Raw genomic sequence first — 20515 nt, 5'->3', positions numbered from 1 at the left:
CGGCCGAGGGCTTAGGCGAGCGTGATGCCGAGGCCGAGCGCGGCGCCCTTGAGCGCCTTCCAATCACCGGGCTGCTGGGTCAGCTTGGTCAGCACGGGCTCCAGCGCATCTTGGCCCCAGAACGGGGATTTTGTGTTGGTCATGAGATGGAAGAGGAACTTGCCGACCGTTCCGGGGCGCTGCGTAATCAGGTCCGGAAGCAGCTTCTCCGCCACGTCACCGTACTCGTCAAGGCCGGCTGATTTGGTAGTGGCGAGTTCGACCGCTGCCTCGAAGTTGACCGCGGGCAGATGTACTGCCCACGCTGCCATGGATGAGGCCTCGGACAGAGACAAGACGATCGGGACGTTATTCACACGCCCTTCCCAGTACGACGCCATCCAGTTCTCCCAGGCGGCCCGTTTGCCTTCTTGTGGCAGTTCGCCGAGGAACTGTGTGAGCGAGTCGATCAATTCGACTCGATGGGGCTCCGATGCGGTCGTGGTGAGTGCCCTGATCCATTGAAGCGTGTCGGGTAGCTCGGCTCGCAGCGCGACTGACGCTGAAAAGTCGGCCCACCGCCGCTGCTGGACTTTCCCGAACCGCTCCAACTCGGCCGCCGTCTCAGTGAGTCCGTCGAGAAGGCCAGCGCCGAGGAGGCCGCTGTTCCAGCGTCCGGATGTCAGAGCACCCCACCAAAAAGGTTCTGCCGTAGCGGGTGCGCCCCAGTCGTGCCGTGGCAACAGGTTGCCACGGCACCAGGCGTTGTCTGCTGCGTCCAGGAAGTGCAGGTGCCCAGCGAGCTGAGTTAGTGCGATCGCGCCCGTTCTGGTGTCGTCGTCGAGGACTGCTGACATCAACGCGAGGTCAGTGCCTCGGAGCCCTGTCCAGGCCTGGCCGGCCGCAGACCATGCCTGCCGAACTCCTTCCAGCCAGAAGTCCAGCAAGTGACCGATCGGGTGGTTGATGACGTAGTTGACCCAGTCGTTAGCCGTCGCTTCGTCTGCCGATGCCCCGGCCCACACCTCACCAATCAGATCTGCCGTCGCCGGCACGTTGTGCCAACCAACGACCTGCTCTCGGAGGATGGTTGCGAAGAACTGACCAAGCGCCGCTAGATGTTCGCCGGCAGAGAGCGTCCGCAGCGCGGCGATGATCTGCGGCTGCAGTTCGGTGTCCGCCGTGTAAGCCCAGGCCTGGATCACCGTGTCCTGCAGTTCGCGGTCGCCACCCACATGAGGCCATACTGTCAAGCCATCTGTCGGGTGCTTGCGGACCAGGTCCGCCAGGAGTGCGACTGCATCGCCCCAGTTCGGTGCTGTCTTCTGCGGAAACGGAACATCGCTATACCCAAGTAGAAAGTCAATTGCGTCGCTGGGATCGACAGCGACCTTGTCGTGAAAGTCGGCGGTGGACATCGGCGCATGAGGCTCGACGAACCCAAAGGTGAAACCATTTTCTGGCTCCTCGTCTAGAAAGAACGGATGGTTGGCGATCATCCTGTCAATGGCGGAGTTGAGGCTGTCCGTCGCTGCACCTGCTTCGCGCAAGGCGTCCAGGATGCGGAAGGACGAATACTGTGCCACGACGTCATCCACGAGTGCAGACCGCGCAGCGGTCACGATCGAGTCGACAAGCGCGGCAGGCGCCTCGCTCATCTCTTTTGATGACAGTAATGTGCGGATCTCGGGTTGGCACGGCGCGTCATTGAACAGGTTGCCATCGAGAAGCTGTTGGAGTTTCGCGGATGCCGTAAGGTCGCCCCGTTGGCCGAAGGCATGGACGGCCAGTCGGCGAACGAGCGCGTAGGGGCTTGTCAACCAGCGATCGATAATGAGGCTCGCCAAGGCCGACTCCGTGGCCACCAGATGAGTCAGAGAATCGCGAGCGGCGTCGACCAGCACGTCGACTGCGTTCTTAGGATTCGGGTCCTCGGTTTCGATCGAGACACGTCGCGAGCTGAACGCGTCATATGACGTAGTCACCAGGGTTTCGTGCAGACGATAGTGGTGCGTAAGAGCCCTCTCGAGGAGCGGCAGCATCTCGATGGCGAGCTCGTCGATGTTCGGCGCGATCAGCCGCGCCCAGGACTCGCTCAGCCAATGCGCGGTGCCTAAGGGAGCGATCCTGAAGGTCGGAGACAACAGTCCGTCGCCTGGCTCGACGGTAGCCTGGGGCAATGACAACTTCGTGAATAGCTCGATGATGTCACCGCGGTCGTCAGGCCACTGGCTTGCGTGCAAGGCATACTCAAGGAGGCGGGTGCTGCACTCAGGATGGTGTGCTTCGAGCAGGAGCTGCAACCACCGACGGTGGTGAGGCAGCCGGGGCTCGCTCGAGTTGTACTCCGCTGAGTGCAGGGCACCTGCAAGCGCGTTCCACAGGATTGGGCTCAGTCGGCCGCCGAGCTTGATCAGGATCGACCATGCGTGGTCGCTTCGAGCCTCGTCGAGCGCGAATTTGCCGGCAAACCATTTGGCCAGCAGGTAGCTAGCCTCGGATCCACCGTGCGCTGGCGGCGAATGGTCGAACAACAGTCGAAATGACTTCTGCGTTGCGGCCCAGTTCAGCCAGTAGAGATCGTTTGCGGCATTCGTGAAGAATTCGACACGGTCTGGTCGAGCGAGCGACTCCACCAAGTAGGACAACTCGCCGGGGGTCGGCTCGGCCGGCTGGCTCACGATCGATTGAATTCGGCTGCGGTGATCGAGCAGATCCATGTCGCTGAAGTCCGCCCAGTCGGACAGACAGCGCGCCAGTTGTGCATGGTCGTCTGCCGGCGAGTACGGGATGGGGGTGATTCCGAGACGTCGCCAGAGGGCGTCGTCCGGCTTGTCGGTGAGGACGTAGCGACTCGTGTCTCGACCGAGCGCGAGTCCGAGATACTTCATCGCGACGTCGGAATGGCTGTAGCCGACGAACAGTACAGAGTACTTACTGAACATTCGCTCGAGGAAGCGTGAAGCCCAGGCGTCCCGCAGGTAGGCGCGTCCGAAGTCCCGATCCGTGACGATCAGTTGCTGTGCCGGGCCGTCAGCGGCCCCGTGTAGGTACACGATGCCCTCGAAGTCTTCTCCGAGCGGCATTGCGGGCCCGCGATAGGTGTCAATTTCGAGACCGAGTTGCTGTGCTGCGCCTTCGAGGTGGAGATCGTAGTTGGTGGTGACGAGGCGTGGTACTGAGCCTGAGGCGATTCGCATCAGCGAGGTATGGATAGTGTTCGGCTCCGAATGCGCCGGGGTCACCGCCATCTTGGTCAGCTCGTGGACATCAATGGCCGGATTGTCGTCGAGTTGGCCTAGCAGCACGTCGAGGCGGTCCATCCACTCCTTGAGTCCGTTCTCAAGGTGCGTGTTCGTCTTCTCGACAATCCCGTCGGCCAGACCGCCAAAGGACGGCAGACCGGCGGGCGCGGCGTACGAAGTGCCCGCGCCAGTGAAGAGGACCAGCCGATTTGCGTCGTACGCGGTAAGGATCTCTTCTGGAATCTCTATATCGCCGAGCAGCATCCCGGTCAACCAGCCTTTGCTCTTCCGGTACGCCGCGAGCTCGGCGCACAACCAACGAGTCTGCCCACCAGGGTAGGTGCACTCGACCTCCACTAAACTCACCGCTGCGCGCTCCTGATATCTCAAGAAAGGATCTCCAGTGGCCGGTAGATCTCGTGCCGGTCATCGAGGCTCGGGTGGGGATCGAGCCCAGGCGGGATTCCTGACGTGCGGCGGAGAAGCGTAGACCTCACGGCAGCTCCTCGCCGTACTGTGCGAGTAGGGTTCGAAACTGGTGGGCCTTGGTGCCTCTACTGCCCTGTAAGCGGTTCTTGTTGTTTCGTTTCCAGCGTGCGAGGACTCGTTCGTCTTCCTCTGTGGCGGTGAGAGACGGATGAAGGTGACCTGCACCCTCACCGAAGTCCTGGAGCATGGTGAAGCGGGTCTGCCAGATGTCGTCACGCGCGTTCCAGGTCCAGCCAGGCAAGCTCTCAAGGAATTGGCGTTGGTCGATCGAGAGTCGATCGGGGCGCGTGCGCCAGGTGTTCAGCCAGGTCCCGATCGGACTGTCTTTCCAGCGATCTCGTTGTCTGATCTGGTCGATGGTCTTGTTGGTCTCGGTCAGGGCAGATTGGAGGATTTGGATCTTGCGATCGAAACCGGCGGACCGCGGGTCCCACTCCCAACCGGGTATCGCCCCAATCTGGTCGAGTTGTTCACCGGGGAGGTCACGGCCTTGCTCTCGCAGGCGCCGCCTTCGTGTCCGAAGGTTCTCAGCCCATGTCTTGAGTTGCTCGCGCGATGCTGCGTCAGCCCGGGTGCGGTTCTTTAGGCTAGCGATGTAGGCGTCGCGTTGCCGTGCGAACTCGGTCTCCTGTGGAGAGAATGTCCAGGAGGACAGGCTGATGAGGCGGTCCTGACGCGTCAAAGGCAGCTGCCCGTCGCGGTGGCGGCCGCGTTGCTTGGCGATCCATCTGGCGAGGTTGACCTCTTCAACGAATACTTCTTTTGGTACACGGCAATGTCCGTGCTCAAGCTCGAAGGTGGACAGCGCGGTGAACATCCGATCCCACAGATTCTCCTGGCTTCGGCGGTCGTCGGATAATGCCGGCTCGCCTAGCTGCGCGAGGATCCATGCGTCGGCCGTCGCCTCGGCGCGCGGCAGGTTGTCAGCGTGATATACAGCCGCTTCTACGGAATCCAGGAGGCCGAGAGTCACGAGGTGGTTGAGGACCTCTGTGGCTGCCTCCTCGGGCAATAGCTGGGGTGCGATCACCAGATCGAAGGCTGGATCGAGTGGCTCGAGGTCGGCCTCCCGGACACGAACGACGGTCCATCCGGCTCGGCGCAACCTGTCAGCTTTGGCTGCGTCGCGTCGCTGGGAGATTGGTGACCTGTGCCACCAGACGCCGTCGAACTCGAGTACGAGATGCAGGCCTCGTGGATTGTCGTCTACGACGATGTCGACTTTGACCATTCGGCCGTCGGCGTCCGGAAGGGTGCTTCTTGTGTGGTCGATCGGAAGTACTGTTGCCAGCTCGGCCTTCAGCCGAAGCTCCTGGACGGAGGTATGCGGCAGGTGGCAGCTCGGACACCCCGCTCCCGAGCGGGACCAACCGCCGGTCCTTCGGCCAACCGGGGCTGGCCAGGCGGGGTGTCTGTCGTTCACAGGGCAGTTCCAGATGCCTTCACGCATGCTCGCGATGCTCACGTCGTCCGCAGTGAAGCCAGATTTCGCCTCGTCGAGTTGTGAGGCGATGTCAGGTCGGTGGATCGCCAACCGATTGGTGGAGGACACGCGCCGGCCCGAACAGAAAGGGCATTTGCGGCCCGAGACACGCTTGTCGATGGTTGCCAGCCAGCTATGGTCGTCCGCCGCTGGGCAAGTCCACCAAACCTTCTTGCTGGAGCCGACCGAGTAGTCGTTTGGAGTCGTGGTGTTGCGCACATAGTCCCACTGCTCAAGCAGAAACTTGTCCGGGCAGTTCATCGAGAGTCGATTTGCGTCGTTCACCCGGTAGCCCCCGCAGTCCGGGCATCCAGACGTCTTACCAACCCGATTGTTCGGACTTGCTGTCCAGCGGTGGCCGGATTCACAGACCCAGTTCACGGCGATGTTGCTCTGCTCGGCCACCTGATCCGGAGTCAGTGGATGGTTTGCTGCGTAGTCGAACTCGGCGGCCAGCCGATGGTCTGACAGCCAGCCTGATCTAGCGCGGCCCGGTACGCCGGTCTTGTTCGTCACAACCTCCTCTGCTAGTTGTAAGGCGGAGTCGACGTGGTTTCGCAGCTGGTCACGTCTGGGCGGGGACTGGTGGGATCACGTCGGCCATGTTGATGAGCAGGTCCGCGGTGCTTTCCAGCGTCTTGACCACTTCGACCAAGGTGACGTCCGGTGGGAGTTGGAATCGTGCTCCGAAGAGGCATTGTGCGGACTGCTTGGTCTGTCCTTCTCCGAAGCCGACGCCGAGGTACGGCGGCGCCCCTTTCGCGATGATGGCTTGATGGCCAGCTCGATCGTGCGGCGCGCGAGGACGTGCAGACGCTGTCACCCAGTCAGCCCGTGCGGCTGCCATCAGCGGCCACATTGCCAGCAGGTAGTCCCAGTCGAACTGTGCTGAGGTGATCACGTCCTGTTGAAGCAGCGAGATCCGCACCGACGGCCCTTGCACCTTGTTCTCCGGCACGGTCGCGGCGTATTTCGGATAGTCACGGACGGGCAGGCGCTCTTCGGCTTCAAGCACTACCCAGTAGCCATCCTTTTGGGCTGGCAGGCACATGCGAGTGACCGAGCTGACTCCTGCGCTGGATGTGGTCAGGTCGTGCTCAATCGGCGACTTCGGGTGAATCGACCGGTAGATCCAAGACATCCGTGTCCGCAGCGCGATCACAAAATCCTCGCCCGGTCTCAGCGCGTTCCAGGGAGTGTCTGCGCCAACCGCCGGGATGCAGTCCCCGAGATGTTCGAGCCAGGCGACGGCCGTCTGGACAACCCACTGATTACTGCTTCGTTGGTAGGCATCTAGCACAGACTCCCAGGTCACCGGCAGCCATCTTCCAGCTGCTGGAAGATGAATGGGTAGGTGTGCCGGCATGATAAGTGCATAGCGTTCCGCGTCTGGTGCGGCTTCGATGTAGCGATCCAATTGCCGAGGACCAAGGCCGGCCAAGACCTTCACCTCGATTACTGCCAAGGTCCGCCCATCATTTTGGATCAAGATGTCTGGCCGGTCCGCCGCCGAGATGGCGATCTCTCGACCGACCTGGACGCGCTTCGGTGCAGCATCCAACTCCAGGAGAGCGATGAGAGGCTCCGGATCCGTAGCAATGAGTACTGCGAGAAGATCTGACCACCGGGTCTCGTTGCCAACTGGGAGGGCGTACCTCAGTACGGGTTGGCTGGTGCCCGGTGGTGCAAGGCTGTCAGGATCAGAAAGCATGCGAGCCCCCCGGGCTGCTCTGCTGCAGTAGTCGTCGGATGACCTATCGGGTAGAGTCACCGCGGCGTTACGAGAGAGACGGCAGAAAGGCAGACCGTCGGCGGCGCGTTGGGGCGGCCGTCCTGCGTGGCCAATGTCGTAGAACCGCGGCGCTTAACGGTTGACGTGTTTACGTCGGAATTAGGTCGACCTCGCGGTCCGCGGCCTCGACGGGTGGGGTCGGAAGGCGATCGTTGAGCAGCTGAATCGAGAGGGCGTGCCGTGTCCTTCTGCGCACACCCCGCGGCAGAATCGGCATCGGACGATGGACGGCTGGCAGCACTCGACGGTCATCGCGATCCTGGGCAATCCGCGGTATACGGGCTATGCCGTGTATGGGCGGTGGCAGAAGGTCGAGGAACTGCTCGATCCAGATGATGTTGCCGCTGGCTACGTGGTGAAGTTCCGGCGGTCGCCGCACGCGAAGATTGTGCGATCGCGCGAGCCCGCGCATCCGGCGATCGTCTCGGTGGAGGAGTTCACGGAGGCTCAGTTGCGGGCGCGGCAGCGAAAGGTCGAGGGCATCCGGAAGTGGTCGGCGGTTGATCGGCGCCGGATGTCGACCAAAAGGGTGTACGCGTTGCGCGGTCTGGTGCGGTGTGGGCTGTGCGGGCGGAAGATGGAAGGGGCCGCGCGGCGGCAGGATGTGCTGTATTACCGGTGCAATGCGCGGACACTGGTGCCCGGCTCGGCGAGCGCGTTGTCCCATCCTCGGCAGATCTATCTCCGGGAGGACACCGTCATGCCAGCGGTGAATCGATGGGTCGGCTCCCTGTTCGATCAGATGCATCGCGCCGACACGATCGAGGCGCTCTTCGTTGCAGACGATGGTGAGCAGCATCGGAACGACTATGTCGAGGATCTTCGTGGGCGTGTCCGTGCGGCGAAGGTCACGATGGATCGGACCCGAAAAGCGCTCGAAGCGGGGTGGGATCCAGTCGAACTGCGGGACCAGTATAACGCGGCCGTTGCCGAGAAGCAGGCGGCGGAACGGGCGCGGTCCTCGCTGCCCAACGACGGGGTTGTTACCCGAAAGCAACTTGAGGTCTGGGTGGACGAGCTCGGTGATGTCGGAAAGGCGCTGAATGCGGCGAATCCGGAGGATCTTGGCCAGCTGTACCGGTCGTTGCGGCTTTCGCTGACGTATCACCACGTCGATCAGAGAGTCGACGTCGAGGTCGACCCGATGGCCGACCGTGTGGATAAGGTCTGTGTCCGAGGGGGGACTTGAACCCCCACGCCCCGTAAAGGGCACTAGCACCTCAAGCTAGCGCGTCTGCCTATTCCGCCACCCGGACAGGTGGTCTGCGCCTCAGCGGCGCCGACCGGAGAACAGTAGCAAAGAAGTCGGGTGGAATTCACATCGGGTGGGTGGGGGTGTCTGATGGGGGTGGTTCGAAGTTCAATGAGAGGGGTTGGGTGCTGTGGGGACTGTTGATGTGGCAGGGATTGAGGCGGAGCGGGAGCGGTTGCGGGGGGAGTATCTGACGCAGGAGCGGGCGGGTAGTACGGCGCGGGGGTTGCATCATGTGGCGGTGTTGTGTGCGGATGTGGAGACGACCATCCGGTTCTATCAGGGGGTGCTGGGGTTTCCGTTGACGGAGATCGTGGGGAACCGGGACTACGAGGGGTCGAGTCACTTCTTCTTCGATATCGGCAACGGGAATCTGCTGGCGTTCTTCGACTTTCCGGGGCTGGAGCTGGGGCCGTACGCGGAGGTGCTGGGTGGGTTGCACCACATGGCGATCTCGATGGAGGCGGAGCGGTGGAGTGAGGTCAAGGGGAGGCTGGACGAGGCCGGCATCGAGTACCTCGAAGAGAGCGGTACGTCGATCTACTTCAGGGACCCGGATGGGACGCGGGTGGAGCTGATCTCGGATCCGCTGGGGGAGATGTACGGGCTGAGCGTCCTCTGATCAACCCGATGCGAGAGGATGGGTGGCATGACTGATCCGTCGTACAGCGCCGATGCCGAAGTGGTGGAGTTGTGTAGCGAGCTGATCCGGTTCGACACCACGAACTACGGGAACGGCCGGAGCAACGGGGAGCGCGGGGCGGCGGAGTATGTCGCGGCGAAGCTCGACGAGGTCGGGATCGAGTCGACGATCTACGAGTCGGAGCCGGGGCGGGCGACGCTGGTGGCGCACTGGGAGGGGGAGGACCAGAGCGCTGATCCGTTGCTCGTGCACGGGCACCTGGACGTCGTACCCGCGGATCCGAAGGATTGGAAGGTCGATCCGTTCGCGGGGGAGATCTTCGACGGGTGCGTGTGGGGGCGCGGCGCGGTCGACATGAAGGACTTCGATGCGATGGTGCTGTCCGTCGTGCGGGCGCGCCAGCGGGCCGGGGTGAAGCCGCGGCGGCCGGTGCGGTTGGTGTTCACGGCCGATGAAGAGGCCGGTGGCGTGTACGGCGCGCAGTGGCTGATCGAGAACCATCCGGACACGGTGGCGGACTGCACCGAGGGGATCGGTGAGGTCGGCGGGTTCTCGGTGACGGTGAAGGACGACCTGCGGCTGTACCTGATCGAGACCGCTGAGAAGGGCATGGACTGGATGCGACTCAAGGCCCGCGGTACGGCGGGTCACGGCTCGATGATCAACACCGACAACGCGGTCACGAACCTGGTCGAGGCGGTGACGCGGATCGGTGGGCACGAGTGGCCGCTGCGGCTCACGCCGACGGTGCGGGAGTTCCTGAAGACGCTGGAGGACGTGCTCGAGGTCGAGCTCGATCCCGAGGACATGACCGAGACGCTGTCCAAGCTCGGCAGCTTCAGCCGGATGTTCGGCGCGACGATCCGGAACACGGCGAACCCGACGATGCTGAACGCCGGCTACAAGGTGAACGTGATCCCGGGCGAGGCCGAGGCGCACATCGACGGGCGCTTCCTGCCGGGGTTCGAGGACGAGTTCCACGCGACGATCGACGAGCTGCTCGGCGACAAGGTCACCCGCGAGAGCGTGGTCACCGACATCGCGCTGGAGACCGAGTTCAGCGGCGGTCTGGTCGAGGCGATGAAGGCTTGTCTCGCGGCCGAAGACCCACAGAGCCGTACGGCGCCCCTGCTGATGTCAGGTGGGACGGACGCCAAGTCGTGGAGCCGCCTCGGCGTCCGCTGCTTCGGTTTCGTACCGCTGCAGCTCCCGCCGGACCTCGACTTCATGGGCATGTTCCACGGCATCGACGAGCGCGTCCCGACCACCTCCCTGGAGTTCGGTTCCCGCGTCCTCGACCAGTTCTTCGACAAGGCCTGAAGCAAGCCTTAGCCATCGCACCCGGCCATTTGGTCGTGGTGCGCCAAGCGGCGAAACGCTTCCGACTGACAACTGCTCCCCGGCGCCCTAGCCTCTTTGGGGAGGACGCACCGCAGCGCCGGGGGTCGGATGCTTGATGCACGGGTTCACCAGGGCAAGTTCGGCGAGGATTACATTCGGGTCTTGGCGTCCGCGGCCGGCCTGCTGGTGTCGCAAGACGATGTGGACCACGACGGTATCGACTTCTGCATCAAACAGCCCGGGCCGACGAAATTCGGGTTCTCGCCGCGGATCGACGTCCAGGTCAAGACGACGTCACGGCCACAGCGCCGAGCCGCTGCGTTCGACTTCGATGGACTGGATCAGCTGCAGTTCAATCGTTTGGCCGGTACCGATGTCGTCGTACCGTGCTACCTGTTCCTGATCGTGATGCCGGTTGCGGATGCCGACTACACGGATCTGCGGACGGCGGGTCTGCTGTTGCGTCAAGTCGGGTACTACGTCTCCTTACGCGATAGACCGAAGGTCGAACAGCCGCGGAAGGACCGCAAGATCCGCGTCAGAGTTCCGGTGGCCAACGTGCTGACCGTGTCGGCGTTGCGCAGATTGATCGAGCCGTCCTCGGATGTTGCCCGATGATCGGGATCGGCGAGCTGACGGCCTACCTGGCCGGGACCGGCTGGTCGGCGACCGGTCTAACCTGGCACGGAGGCGCGGTCTGGTCCCGCGGCGCTCACGAGGTACTGGTGCCGCCTCGCGAAGGGATGAGCGATACCCCGTCCCGGCTCCACGAGCTGCTGCTGGCGGTGGCCGAGGCCGAGGATCGACCTCCGGGCGAGATCGTGCGCGACGCGAGATTTCCGTTGCTGGATCGCGCGCTATACCGAGCCGATGTCGTGGCAGGGGTTGACGGGTTCGTTGCGTTGTCCTCGGGACTGGATGCCCTACGGGGCATTCAGGACATGCTGTCGGCCGTCGCATCGTCGGATGCGCTGTCAGATGTCTTGCTACGCACGACGATCGAGCAGCGTCTGGTTGCGACGCTGCTCGTCCCCGGCGTCGGCGATCAGCGCATGCTGGAACGCCTCTACGCGGCGACGGAAGCTGTGCACACCGCCGTCCGCACGGACTCCTTGGAAGAGGTCACCGCCCTTGGCCTTCCGAGTTCCTTCTGTACGGCGTTGGGCCGGCTGACCGGCCCGGACCGAGCCGGCTCGTTCGAGTTGGAGTTTCGCTGGGCGCGCGGCGTACCGTCGGAGATCCCCGACACCCGGCTGAACTTCGGGCCGGGGACCGGCGAACAGCTGCGGCGCGTGACCCGGCGGCTCCAGGCACGAAGTCGGCAGGACCGGACGGTGCCCGGCCACAGCGGTCCGACGACTGTCGAGGGACGCATCGTCGGGCTTCAGGACGCGGGCAACGGAGTCGATCGCTGGCGGATCAAGGTCGACGGCGTCATCACGAGCGAGCGCCGTACGACGCCATCGCGAGCGGTGTGGATACGCCTTGGCAGCCAGGCCCAGTACGACCAGTCGTGGGACGCGCATCGCCGCCATCAGCCAGTCCGCGTCAGCGGGACGTGGACGCCCGACGGTCCCGCCCGAGTCCATGCCGATCCGGACGGACTGATGAGCCTGCCAGCTCCGTGAATCCCGCTTCCGACATCTCCTGCAATCTGCCGACCAAAGGACCGAGACGTGCCGAACCACGACCTGAACTCGAAGGAACGAGCCGTTCTGCTGACGCTGCTGGCCGAGGGGCGCGAGCTGACCAACGCGGATCTGCAGGCAGTCGCGGGAATCAAACTCGACGGCGTGAGTCGAGTGCGCCTGAACGACCTTGGCCTGGTCGACTCCGACAAGCGAGGCCGCTCCTTCGTCCACGTGCTGACCGAAGGCGGCGCTGCCTGGTGTGAGAAGGAATTGGCGACCGAGCGCCCGGCCCGCTCCGGAGCCTTCGGCGGCGCGCTCTACGCGGTTCTTGGGTCGCTGCACCGCTATGTACGGCGCGGCGGGCTGCACCTGACCGAAATCTTCCAGCCGGCCGCTGAGCCCGAGCTCCCAGATCGCGTCCGCGCCTCGTACGCCGATCTGAGCGACCGGCCAGGTGAGTCGTGGATCAGTCTGGTCTCGCTCCGGAAGGCGTTGGCCGACGTGTCACGCGACGAGCTGGATGCGGCACTGGAGCAGATGGCGCTCACACCCGGCGTGCACATTCAAGCGGAGGCGAACCAGCAGAGCCTCACAGCCGCCGATCACGAAGCCGCCGTTCGATTCGGCGGCAGCAGCCGGCACATTCTGCTGATTGAGCAGCCATGAGATCCGACGAACGTGATGCCTTGGCCGCCGTGCAGTTCAACTGGGCGGTGACGCCGGACGACATCTGGAGTCCGGTCGAGCATCACGTCGATGAGCTCCACCGGGGTGTCGTCCGAACGGCGCTCGCTGCCTTCTCGATGGCAAGACAGAGCCGGGGCCCGAGTCCGCTCGGCGTCGCTCTGCGAGGGGAGAAGGGAGTCGGGAAGACGCACCTGCTCGGCTGGCTCCGCCAGCAGGTGCAGGACACCGGCGGATACTTCTTCCTGATCAAGCTGGTCAGTGGTGGCGTTTTCTGGCCGAGTGCCGTTCGCGGAGTGATGGACGGGCTTCGGGCGTCCCACGCCAACCAGCTGAGCACACTCCTCGGTCGGCTTGCCGAGCACGCCGGGCTCAACGGCGAATCGCGCAGCCGGCTGGTCGGGCAGAGCGCCGTACGGCGTCAGGACGTGGACAGCTTTCTGACCGGGCTGCGGGCCACCGACGAGGAGATCGTGCTGGACTGCGGCAATACCATCCGGGCGCTGATCCTGAGCCGGAGCCCGGAGGCGGCCGTCCAGGAGATCGGCTACAGCTATTTCGAACTCGACGGATTCGTGGAGGACCCCGACCGGGAGACGTGGGGATTTCGGCGTGGGCCGCGGCTGCCGCAACAAATCCTGGGTGATCTGTCCCGGCTGATCGCGCTGACCGGACCCAGCGTCATCGCTGTTGATCAGCTGGACAGCCTGCTGGCCCAGATCTCGACTGCGCGCGCCGACGAGGCGCCGGCGGGCGAGATCGCGCGTGAGGTCAACGAGATCGCGGACGGGTTGATGGAGCTCCGCGAGGTGACGCGGCGGGCGGTCACCGTCGTTGCCTGTCTGCCGGCTACCTGGCAGCTGATCGACTCGTTGGCAGTCGGCGCCGCTGCCGATCGGTTCCGGATTGCGACGATGCAGTCGGTCCTGCCTTCGGCCGCGGTGGTGGAGGAGCTGGTCAGTGGCCGGCTCGGTGCGTTGTACAGCGCGGCAGCATTCGTCCCGCCGTATCCGACGTGGCCGATCCTCCAGTCGGCGCTCGCCGACCCCCGGGTTCGCAACTACACGCCGCGCCGCGTGCTGCAACGCGTCGATGCCCACGTCCGACGTTGTCTGGAGACCGATGAGCTGATCGAGCTGGCCGACCTCGAGGACGAGGTACCGGGGTCCTCCCCAGCCGGCAGGCACGCGGCGCCCCCGGGCTTGAACCGGTTGGACGAAAGGTTCGCTCAGCTGCGGGCGGAGGCCGACGTGGACGCGGCGGTCGATCCGGCGACGGAGGATACGGCGATGCCGGAGCTGCTGGCCGCCGCGCTCAGCTGTTTCATCTCTGAGCTGGGCGATGGCGGGCCGGCGTTCGAGCTCGACCCGCCGCCGGGGAGCAAGCCCGCTCTGCATGCGCGCCTGCGTCGTACGCTCGACGAACGCACCGATGACGAGATGGCGTGGAGCTTCCGGGGGATCGCCAGCCACCATCACCTGGCCGCGCTGACTCGGTTGCGTGCGGCCAGAACCGCGGCAGGACTGAGTGTTTCGTCCGGCAAGCGGCGTCTGGTGGTGATCCGGAACACCGAGTGGTCGAAGGGCCCGAAGACCACGGAGGAGCTCACCGAGCTCGAGACGGCCGGCGGAATGTCGCTGGTGATCACCGAGGACGACCTGCGCACCTTTGCCGCGCTCGTCGTACTGCGTCGCCGGCCGGACCCTGGCTTTCTGGGCTGGCTGAGTACCCGGCGTCCGGTCGGGAATTCGGAGCTGTTCCGTCAAGTCTTCGCGGACCACGCGGCGGAGCAACCACCGCAGATCATCGCCGACCCGGAAGCCGGTCGGCAGCCGGAGCCGATGTCCGAGGAGCCGATGGTTCAGCTGGGAATACCGGTCGGTGGCGACCAGCCGTTCGTCGTACCGTTGCGGACGCTGCGCAAACACACCGTCGCGTTCGCCGGTTCAGGATCGGGCAAGACGGTGATGCTTCGGCGGCTGGTCGAGGAGTGTGCCCTGTACGGCGTTTCCTCGATCGTGCTCGATCCGAACAACGACCTGGCGCGGCTCGGCGATGCGTGGCCGGAGGCTCCAGACGGATGGCTGGCCGGAGACGCAGCCAAGGCGCGCGAGTATCTGGAGCAGACCGAGGTGGTGGTGTGGACGCCGCGCCGGGAGAAGGGCCGCCCGCTCTCGTTCCAGCCCCTTCCGGATTTCAGCGGTGCACTCGACGACCCGGACGAGTTCAATGACGCGCTGGACGCGGCGGTTGCTGGTCTGCTGCCGCGGGCGCATCTGACCGGGAGACGCGCACGGAACGGTGAGGCCGTGCTGCGGCAGGCACTGAACCGGTTCGCCCGGGCCGGCGGTAGCGACCTGCGGAAGTTCATTGCGTTCCTCGCGGACCTGCCGGACGACGTCAGCTCGATCAGATCGGCCGGCAAGCTGGCCGAGGAGATCGCCGACTCGCTGAACGCCGGGATGGTCAACGATCCGCTGTTCGGTGGAGACGGCGAGGCGCTCGATCCGGGAGTTCTCCTCACGCCGTCGTCCGGCTATCGGGCGCGGGTCTCGGTGATCAGCTTCGTCGGCCTGCAGACCGACGAGCAGCGCCAGAGCTTCGTGAATCAGCTGCAGATGTCACTGTTCGCCTGGATCAAACGGAACCCGGCCGGGGATCGGCCACTCGGTGGTCTGCTGGTGATGGACGAGGCCCAGAACTTCGCGTCGTCGGGCGCAGCGACGGCATGCACCGAGAGCACCCTCGCGTTGGCAACCCAAGCAAGGAAGTACGGCCTGGGTCTGGTCTTCGCCACGCAGGCGCCCAAGGCGTTGCACAACCGCATTCCGGGGAACGCGACCACGCAGATCTACGGCCTGCTCAATGTCACCGTGCAGATCAATGCTGCCAAAGAGCTGGCCAAGGCCAAGGGTGGCACGGTCGACCAGATCGCGAGGCTCACCGCGGGAGAGTTCTACGCGGCCACGGAGGGAACAGCGTTCGCACGGATCCGGGTGCCGATGTGTCTGAGTCACCATCCGGCTAGCGCCCTGACGGTCGACGAGGTGATCGCCAGAGCGCGACCGAGTGGCTAGCTGCTGCCGTCGTGCGGCACTACGTCGTACGGCGGGTCACGATGTCGAGAGCGTGCTTGCGATGAGCGGCGAAGAGCTCGTTCGCGTGATCCGCATTGCGAGTCCGCAGCACCTGCGCGAGCTCGCGGTGCTCGGCGGGGATGAGCGCCAGGTAGTTGTCGCTCTTGGCGCCGATCCGGCTGAGCAGGAAGAGGTGGATCTGAGAACGGATCGCGTACCAGGCCTGTTCTAGGCGACGGTGATGTGCCGCGCCGTAGACGGCGTCATGGAAGGCGATGTCGCAAGCAGCCATTGCGTGGGTGTCGGTCACCCGGGTCATCGCGGTCACCGCGGCGTCGATGGCGGCGAAGTCGTCATCCGTCGCGTGCAGGACCAGCTCGCTGACGGCCAGCTGTTCGAGGGTCGCCCGGAGGCTGGACAGCTCGGCGAGGTCGTCGTCGGTGAGGGACATGACCGTCGCTCCGCGATGCCAGGCGCTGCGAACCAGACCTTCGCGTTCCAGGTGCAGGAGCGCTTCCCGGATCGGACCGCGGCTGACGTCGAGTGCTGCGGCCAGTTCGAGCTCGCGAAGCTGGTCGCCCGGGGCATAGCTGCCGGTGAGGATCGCGGCGCGGATCCGGTCGGCGACTTCGTCCGCCAGGCTCCGCCGGCTGGCGGGTCTGAGACCACCTTCACTGGTCATCTCTCAATGTTAACATTAAGACAATCACGACGACGGAGGCTGAGATGAGCGTTCTGGATTCGCCGATTCCGCGGTTTCACCTGGCGATGCCCGTTGATGATCTGGAGGCGGCGCGGGAGTTCTACGGGAGGGTGCTCGGGCTCGAGCAGGGGCGTAGTTCCGAGACGTGGATCGACTGGAACCTGCACGGGCATCAGTTCGTGACGCATCTGGCGGCGGAGCAGCCGAAGCGGATTCACAATCCGGTGGACGGGCATGATGTGCCGGTGCCGCATTTCGGGCTGGTGCTGACGGTGCCCGCGTTCCATGAGTTGGCGGACAGGCTCAGAGCAGCCGGTACGGCGTTTGTGATCGAGCCGTACGTGCGGTTCGAGGGGCAGCCGGGGGAGCAGTGGACGATGTTCCTGTTCGATCCGGCCGGGAACGCGTTGGAGTTCAAGGCGTTCGCGGACGACTCGCAGGTGTTTGCGACGTAGTCAGGAAGTACTGGCCGGCGGCGTACGCCGACATCGTCAGTGCGCCGCGGCCGGGGAAGTCGCGGCCTGACATCCGGTAGGCGATGAGGGCGTCGGAGATCAGGAAGAGCGTGCCGCCGAGGCCGGAGCGCGGGTTGTGCCAGCGGGAGACGACGGCTGTTGCGGTGAGCAACAAGGCGTAGGCGGCGACGGGGATCTTCTGGTTGCCGAGGCCGGGGGAGAGGGCGGCGATCAGCGCTGCCCAGAGGGCGCCGTACACGGCGAGGACGCGCCAGCTGCGGGTGGCGGGGCGGCCGGTGAAGAAGGCCAGGTAGCAGGCGTGCGCGGCCGCGAAGGCGGCCATGCCGGCGAGCTCGAAGCGGGTCTCCAGCAGCAGGTCGCCCGCCGCTGACGCCAGCAACGCGGCCTGCAGCAGGGGGTGCGCCTGCTGGGAGCGGGTCCAGGAGAGCAGCAGCGGCATCAACGAGATCTTGCTGGCCTGTCTGAGGACTTTGATGTCGGCGGCGACGGCGACCGTTTGGATCACGGCCGCAGTCCAGTACGCCGTCAGCCGTCCTCGGTCAGTCGCCAGCCGCCGCAGGTTCATGCGGCCGAGTCTGCCGCACAAACGGCCCGGCTGAGCGGTTGTTCACGACAAGTTCAATGTCGTGCGGAGCTGCGGGAGGTAGCGGACGAGGTCCTTCGGTGGGGTGGGCGTGGTGACGACGGAGAGGGTGAGGCGGTAGCGGAAGGGGGCCGCGACGAGTTGCTCGCCGGGGAGGAGTTCGGTGGCGAGAGCACTGCGCGGTACGACGGCCAGGTGGGCGCGGCGGCGAGCCATCGCGACCGTCGTACCGAGGGTGACGCCGCGGCGGGCGGTGGCGCCGAGGGCGACCAGGCGGGCTTGGATCTCTTCGCTGCCTCGGTCGTACGTCGAGAAGGCGACGAGCCGGTCCTTGAGTGGTTGCTTGTTGGTCCCGGGCAGCGGGACGCCGGCGGGCACGAACACGACGAGGTCGTCACGGCCGATCCGGCGGGCGACGGTGCCGCGCGGCAGGGTCATCTGCTCGGCGATCGCGATGAAGGCCGCGTCCAGGGTCCCTTCCGCGACGCGTTCGACCAGGAACTGGCCGTGGTCGACGACCTGTTCGAGTTCGAGGTCGGCGTCCAGGACGGGGAAGAGGATCGGCGCGAGGCTCGCGAAGGTGCCGATGACGAGGCGGTGGCCGGTGGCTGCGGCGCGGGTGGCGTCGTACACCTCCTCGAGGTGGCTGAGGATGTGATCGGCACGGCGGGCGAGCTCGGCGCCGGCTGCGGTGGGGCGGGCGCCGCGGGTGTCGCGTTCGAACAGCCGCACACCGCAGAGGCGTTCGATCCGGGCCAGGCGCTGCGAGGCGGACGGCTGTGCGATGCGGAGCTCGCGGGCCGCGGTACCGACTGCGCCGGTTCGGACGATTGCCTGGATCAGCTGTAGATCCTCCACCGATGGCAATGAGGTCATAGGGCCAGGCTATGGCAGGGGTGCAAGCCGTGCTGCCTACCTCATGGTGCCGGAAAGCCAAAGAATCAAGGGCATGAGAGCACAGGGTCAGGCGGTCGTGCTGCTGGCGAGTGGGGGAGCGGCCGACTTCGCGATGCGGTTCACGCAGGTTGCGCTGCCGCTGGTGATCCTGCAGGAGACGGGCTCGGTGGCGGCGACTGGGCTGGTGGGCGGGGCGGCCGGCGTACCGGTGATGTTGTCGCCGTGGTGGGGCCGTCGGGCACGGCAGTGGGTGGATTCGGGAGCACGACTGGCATTGGTGGCGGTCGTGACCGCAGCGGCGTTGGCGATGGTGCCGACGGCAGCCGCGCTCGGCTTGCTCACGCCGGGGTTGCTCGTTGCCGCCGGGCTGCTGCTGGGGTGCGGAGACGCCTTGGGTACGCCGGGCCGGACCGCCCTGCTGGCGGACGTCGGGGACCGGTGGGGGCCCGGCAAGGCGATCCAGTTGCTCACCTGGCAGGACGGCGTACGGCGGGTGGGGATGATGATCGGACCGCTCCTCGGGGCGATGGCGGTGGCCGCGGGGCTGACGAACGGGATGCTGTGGGTGGAGGCCGTCGCGGTGCTGGTCGCCGGGATCGCGTGTCTCGGCATCCGCGCCGAGCGCCGGTCAGGTGGGGAAGCGCCGTCGATCCGGGCGAGCTTGGTAGGGCGGCGTGAGGTGGCCCTGGGCTGGCTGGTGCGTGGGACGTCCTGCATCACGTGGTTCGCGTTCACGCTGGGGTTGTCGGTGCTCGGCGCCGAGCGGGGACGGCCAGGTGTCTACGTGGCGGCGGGCATCAGCGGGTACGGCGTTGGCGCCGTACTGGGCACGCTGGTCGCAGTGAAGGTGATCCGACGACTGCCGGCGCTGCCGTTGGCCTGTGCGTCGTGGGCAGTCGTGGGGCTCTGCTGGACCGGCATGGGGATCTGGACCGCGCCGCCGGCCATCGCAGCGATGGCCGGGCTCGCGGGCATGGTGATCGTCTGGGGGATCTCCGCAATCTCGGCGGTGATCACGCAGTCCTCCGATGGAGCCGACCGCCGGGCGCTGCTGTCGGGACAGACGGTCGTGGTGAGCGCCAGCAGCTCAGTCGGACTGCTGGTCGGCGGCTCGGTCATCGGTGCGGTCGGAGCCCAGCACACCCTCATCGGCGCTGGACTGCTGACGACGCTGGTCGCGCTCGGCGTGAGCTACTCGGCGAGGTCGATGCCGAAGCCGGGGCGGTCAGCCAGGGTCAGTACGCCGTCCGCGAGGGTGTAGCCGTCGTCGACAGTGCCGAGGGTGTTGGCGGGAACGCCTTCAATGATGTCGACGTTGCCCAGACCGGCAGCCAGATGGGCGGCGTACAGGGTCTTCAAGGGCAGTCCCCAGGCGTGCGGAGAGGCCTTCATCGGGAGGTTGGGCATCGTACGGCGCCAGGCGGTGAGGCCGTGGCCGATGACGTCCATCAGGGCGACGTCGATCAGCCCGGCCTCGCCGTACCGGATGATCCGGTCGACGTCCGGTTCGAACTCGCCGTCGGCGATCCGGGGCGGTGCGGTCGGGTGGTTGCGGAGGAACTCCAGGTCCTCCCAGCGTTCGGCGAACGGCTCCTCGAACCAATAAAGGTTGCAGTCGGCAACGGCTTCCAGATAGGCCACCAGGGTGTTGATCGTGTAGCCGTCGTTGGCGTCGACCAGGATGTCGGCGGTGGGGTAGAGCTCACGGGTCAGCCGGGTGACCTCGATGTCGCGCGCGAGCCCGGCGTCGTGCGGCATCCAGCGGTAACCGCGGCCGATCTTGAGCTTGAAGTCGCGGAAGCCGGAGGCGTGGTCCTGCGCGAGATTCCGCGCGATCACCGGCAGGCCCTCGTCGAGGTCGTCGAAGTAGATGCCGCCGGTGTAGCAGCGGATCCGCGGGCTGCCCGCCCTACCGAGCATCACGTGCACCGGTACGTCGAGGATCCGCGCGGCCAGGTCGTGCAGGGCGTAGTCGAGGAACAACGCGTCGGCCGCGATCACGCCGACCTCCGGATCGATGAGTTCAGCCACCGAGCGGCCGATGAGCGCCGAAGGGTCACCCGGGCCGAGCGGCAGGCCCCAGCCGCGAGCACCGCGCGAGGTCTCCACCACGTACGCCGTCTCGAGCGCGCCGCTGCCCTTGTGATCGCGGAACGAGTTGCGGCCGATGTTGCGGAGGAATCGCGCACCGACCTGGACCGGGGTGATCGAGCTGACAACATGCGGCATCGGGACCTCCA

16 protein-coding genes, 1 tRNA gene and 1 pseudogene are annotated in these 20515 nt (G+C 65.6%); 10 read left to right on the top strand and 8 right to left on the bottom strand.

What is annotated here, in order from left to right; translation table 11 throughout:
* Window positions 1-11: 11 nt before the first annotated feature.
* The 3 genes from ACIA49_RS35225 to ACIA49_RS35215 all read right to left on the bottom strand — a co-directional run bounded on the left by ACIA49_RS35225 (window position 12) and on the right by ACIA49_RS35215 (window position 6907).
* Window positions 12-3539 (bottom strand): DUF4020 domain-containing protein, encoded by a 3528-nt coding sequence (locus ACIA49_RS35225; protein WP_396382500.1) that lies wholly within the window; start codon window positions 3537-3539, stop codon window positions 12-14.
* Window positions 3540-3717: 178 nt separating this feature from the next.
* Window positions 3718-5712, bottom strand: a complete 1995-nt coding sequence (locus ACIA49_RS35220) for a zinc-ribbon domain-containing protein (RefSeq protein ID WP_396382499.1) — start codon at window positions 5710-5712, stop codon at window positions 3718-3720.
* A gap of 49 nt (window positions 5713-5761) precedes the next feature.
* Window positions 5762-6907 carry a PD-(D/E)XK nuclease family protein gene (locus ACIA49_RS35215; protein ID WP_396382498.1) on the bottom strand — a complete coding sequence of 382 codons (1146 nt, stop codon included), beginning with the start codon at window positions 6905-6907 and terminating at the stop codon, window positions 5762-5764.
* A gap of 217 nt (window positions 6908-7124) precedes the next feature.
* On the opposite strand from ACIA49_RS35215, the pseudogene ACIA49_RS35210 reads away from it, so the two are divergent.
* A pseudogene (locus ACIA49_RS35210) lies at window positions 7125-7445 on the top strand (recombinase family protein); the annotation flags it as partial.
* A gap of 57 nt (window positions 7446-7502) precedes the next feature.
* Complete coding sequence (locus ACIA49_RS35205; protein ID WP_396382660.1) at window positions 7503-8177, top strand: zinc ribbon domain-containing protein; 675 nt, start codon at window positions 7503-7505, stop codon at window positions 8175-8177.
* Here ACIA49_RS35205 and ACIA49_RS35200 read toward each other — a convergent pair.
* Window positions 8159-8244 (bottom strand) — tRNA-Leu (locus ACIA49_RS35200). The two genes, ACIA49_RS35205 and ACIA49_RS35200, sit on opposite strands and share 19 nt — an antisense overlap.
* Window positions 8245-8385: 141 nt before the next feature.
* Between ACIA49_RS35200 and ACIA49_RS35195 the strand changes: the two genes are divergently transcribed.
* From ACIA49_RS35195 to ACIA49_RS35170, 6 genes are all read left to right on the top strand, one after another.
* Entirely contained in the window at window positions 8386-8862 is a 477-nt protein-coding gene (locus ACIA49_RS35195; RefSeq protein WP_396382496.1) for a VOC family protein, read from the top strand.
* Between the two features lie 27 nt (window positions 8863-8889).
* Window positions 8890-10203, top strand: coding sequence for a M20/M25/M40 family metallo-hydrolase (locus ACIA49_RS35190; protein WP_396382494.1), 1314 nt, complete (start codon window positions 8890-8892; stop codon window positions 10201-10203).
* A 129-nt stretch (window positions 10204-10332) separates the two neighbouring features.
* Window positions 10333-10842, top strand: coding sequence for a DUF4365 domain-containing protein (locus tag ACIA49_RS35185; RefSeq protein ID WP_396382492.1), 510 nt, complete (start codon window positions 10333-10335; stop codon window positions 10840-10842).
* A complete protein-coding gene (locus ACIA49_RS35180) occupies window positions 10839-11852 on the top strand; it encodes a hypothetical protein (RefSeq protein WP_396382490.1) in 1014 nt (337 codons plus the stop codon). The genes ACIA49_RS35185 and ACIA49_RS35180 overlap by 4 nt, the downstream gene beginning before the upstream one ends.
* A 48-nt stretch (window positions 11853-11900) precedes the next feature.
* Complete coding sequence (locus tag ACIA49_RS35175; RefSeq protein ID WP_396382489.1) at window positions 11901-12521, top strand: hypothetical protein; 621 nt, start codon at window positions 11901-11903, stop codon at window positions 12519-12521.
* The gene (locus tag ACIA49_RS35170) at window positions 12518-15616 is read left to right on the top strand and encodes an AAA family ATPase (RefSeq protein WP_396382488.1); all 3099 of its coding nucleotides are present in this window, start codon (window positions 12518-12520) and stop codon (window positions 15614-15616) included. Before ACIA49_RS35175 ends, ACIA49_RS35170 begins: the two co-directional genes overlap by 4 nt.
* 19 nt (window positions 15617-15635) lie before the next feature.
* On the opposite strand, the gene ACIA49_RS35165 is transcribed toward ACIA49_RS35170, so the two are convergent.
* Entirely contained in the window at window positions 15636-16298 is a 663-nt protein-coding gene (locus tag ACIA49_RS35165; RefSeq protein WP_396382487.1) for a GntR family transcriptional regulator, read from the bottom strand.
* 44 nt (window positions 16299-16342) lie between these two features.
* Between ACIA49_RS35165 and ACIA49_RS35160 the strand changes: the two genes are divergently transcribed.
* Window positions 16343-16774 carry a VOC family protein gene (locus tag ACIA49_RS35160; RefSeq protein ID WP_396382485.1) on the top strand — a complete coding sequence of 144 codons (432 nt, stop codon included), beginning with the start codon at window positions 16343-16345 and terminating at the stop codon, window positions 16772-16774.
* On the opposite strand, the gene ACIA49_RS35155 is transcribed toward ACIA49_RS35160, so the two are convergent.
* Together ACIA49_RS35155 and ACIA49_RS35150 are read right to left on the bottom strand one after the other, a co-directional pair.
* Window positions 16734-17360 carry a lysoplasmalogenase family protein gene (locus tag ACIA49_RS35155; protein WP_396382484.1) on the bottom strand — a complete coding sequence of 209 codons (627 nt, stop codon included), beginning with the start codon at window positions 17358-17360 and terminating at the stop codon, window positions 16734-16736. The two genes, ACIA49_RS35160 and ACIA49_RS35155, sit on opposite strands and share 41 nt — an antisense overlap.
* Window positions 17361-17402: 42 nt before the next feature.
* A complete protein-coding gene (locus ACIA49_RS35150; RefSeq protein WP_396382483.1) occupies window positions 17403-18254 on the bottom strand; it encodes a LysR family transcriptional regulator in 852 nt (283 codons plus the stop codon).
* Between the two features lie 73 nt (window positions 18255-18327).
* On the opposite strand from ACIA49_RS35150, the gene ACIA49_RS35145 reads away from it, so the two are divergent.
* The gene (locus ACIA49_RS35145) at window positions 18328-19536 is read left to right on the top strand and encodes an MFS transporter (RefSeq protein WP_396382482.1); all 1209 of its coding nucleotides are present in this window, start codon (window positions 18328-18330) and stop codon (window positions 19534-19536) included.
* Here ACIA49_RS35145 and ACIA49_RS35140 read toward each other — a convergent pair.
* On the bottom strand, window positions 19467-20504 hold the full coding sequence (locus tag ACIA49_RS35140; protein WP_396382481.1) for an enolase C-terminal domain-like protein: 1038 nt from the start codon (window positions 20502-20504) through the stop codon (window positions 19467-19469). The two genes, ACIA49_RS35145 and ACIA49_RS35140, sit on opposite strands and share 70 nt — an antisense overlap.
* Window positions 20505-20515 lie beyond the last annotated feature (11 nt).

Origin of the sequence: Kribbella sp. NPDC051587, from assembly GCF_044453945.1 — a bacterium.
Taxonomy (GTDB): domain Bacteria; phylum Actinomycetota; class Actinomycetes; order Propionibacteriales; family Kribbellaceae; genus Kribbella.
This window is presented reverse-complemented; position numbering and strand designations above follow the sequence as displayed.

Coding starts and splice junctions, on each gene's coding strand:
- ACIA49_RS35215 (WP_396382498.1), bottom strand. CDS start 6,907: ATGCTTTCTGATCCTGACAGCCTTGCACCACCGGGCACCAGCCAACCC.
- ACIA49_RS35205 (WP_396382660.1), top strand. CDS start 7,503: ATGTCGACCAAAAGGGTGTACGCGTTGCGCGGTCTGGTGCGGTGTGGG.
- ACIA49_RS35190 (WP_396382494.1), top strand. CDS start 8,890: ATGACTGATCCGTCGTACAGCGCCGATGCCGAAGTGGTGGAGTTGTGT.
- ACIA49_RS35185 (WP_396382492.1), top strand. CDS start 10,333: ATGCTTGATGCACGGGTTCACCAGGGCAAGTTCGGCGAGGATTACATT.
- ACIA49_RS35180 (WP_396382490.1), top strand. CDS start 10,839: ATGATCGGGATCGGCGAGCTGACGGCCTACCTGGCCGGGACCGGCTGG.
- ACIA49_RS35170 (WP_396382488.1), top strand. CDS start 12,518: ATGAGATCCGACGAACGTGATGCCTTGGCCGCCGTGCAGTTCAACTGG.
- ACIA49_RS35165 (WP_396382487.1), bottom strand. CDS start 16,298: ATGACCAGTGAAGGTGGTCTCAGACCCGCCAGCCGGCGGAGCCTGGCG.
- ACIA49_RS35160 (WP_396382485.1), top strand. CDS start 16,343: ATGAGCGTTCTGGATTCGCCGATTCCGCGGTTTCACCTGGCGATGCCC.
- ACIA49_RS35155 (WP_396382484.1), bottom strand. CDS start 17,360: ATGAACCTGCGGCGGCTGGCGACTGACCGAGGACGGCTGACGGCGTAC.
- ACIA49_RS35150 (WP_396382483.1), bottom strand. CDS start 18,254: ATGACCTCATTGCCATCGGTGGAGGATCTACAGCTGATCCAGGCAATC.
- ACIA49_RS35145 (WP_396382482.1), top strand. CDS start 18,328: ATGAGAGCACAGGGTCAGGCGGTCGTGCTGCTGGCGAGTGGGGGAGCG.
- ACIA49_RS35140 (WP_396382481.1), bottom strand. CDS start 20,504: ATGCCGCATGTTGTCAGCTCGATCACCCCGGTCCAGGTCGGTGCGCGA.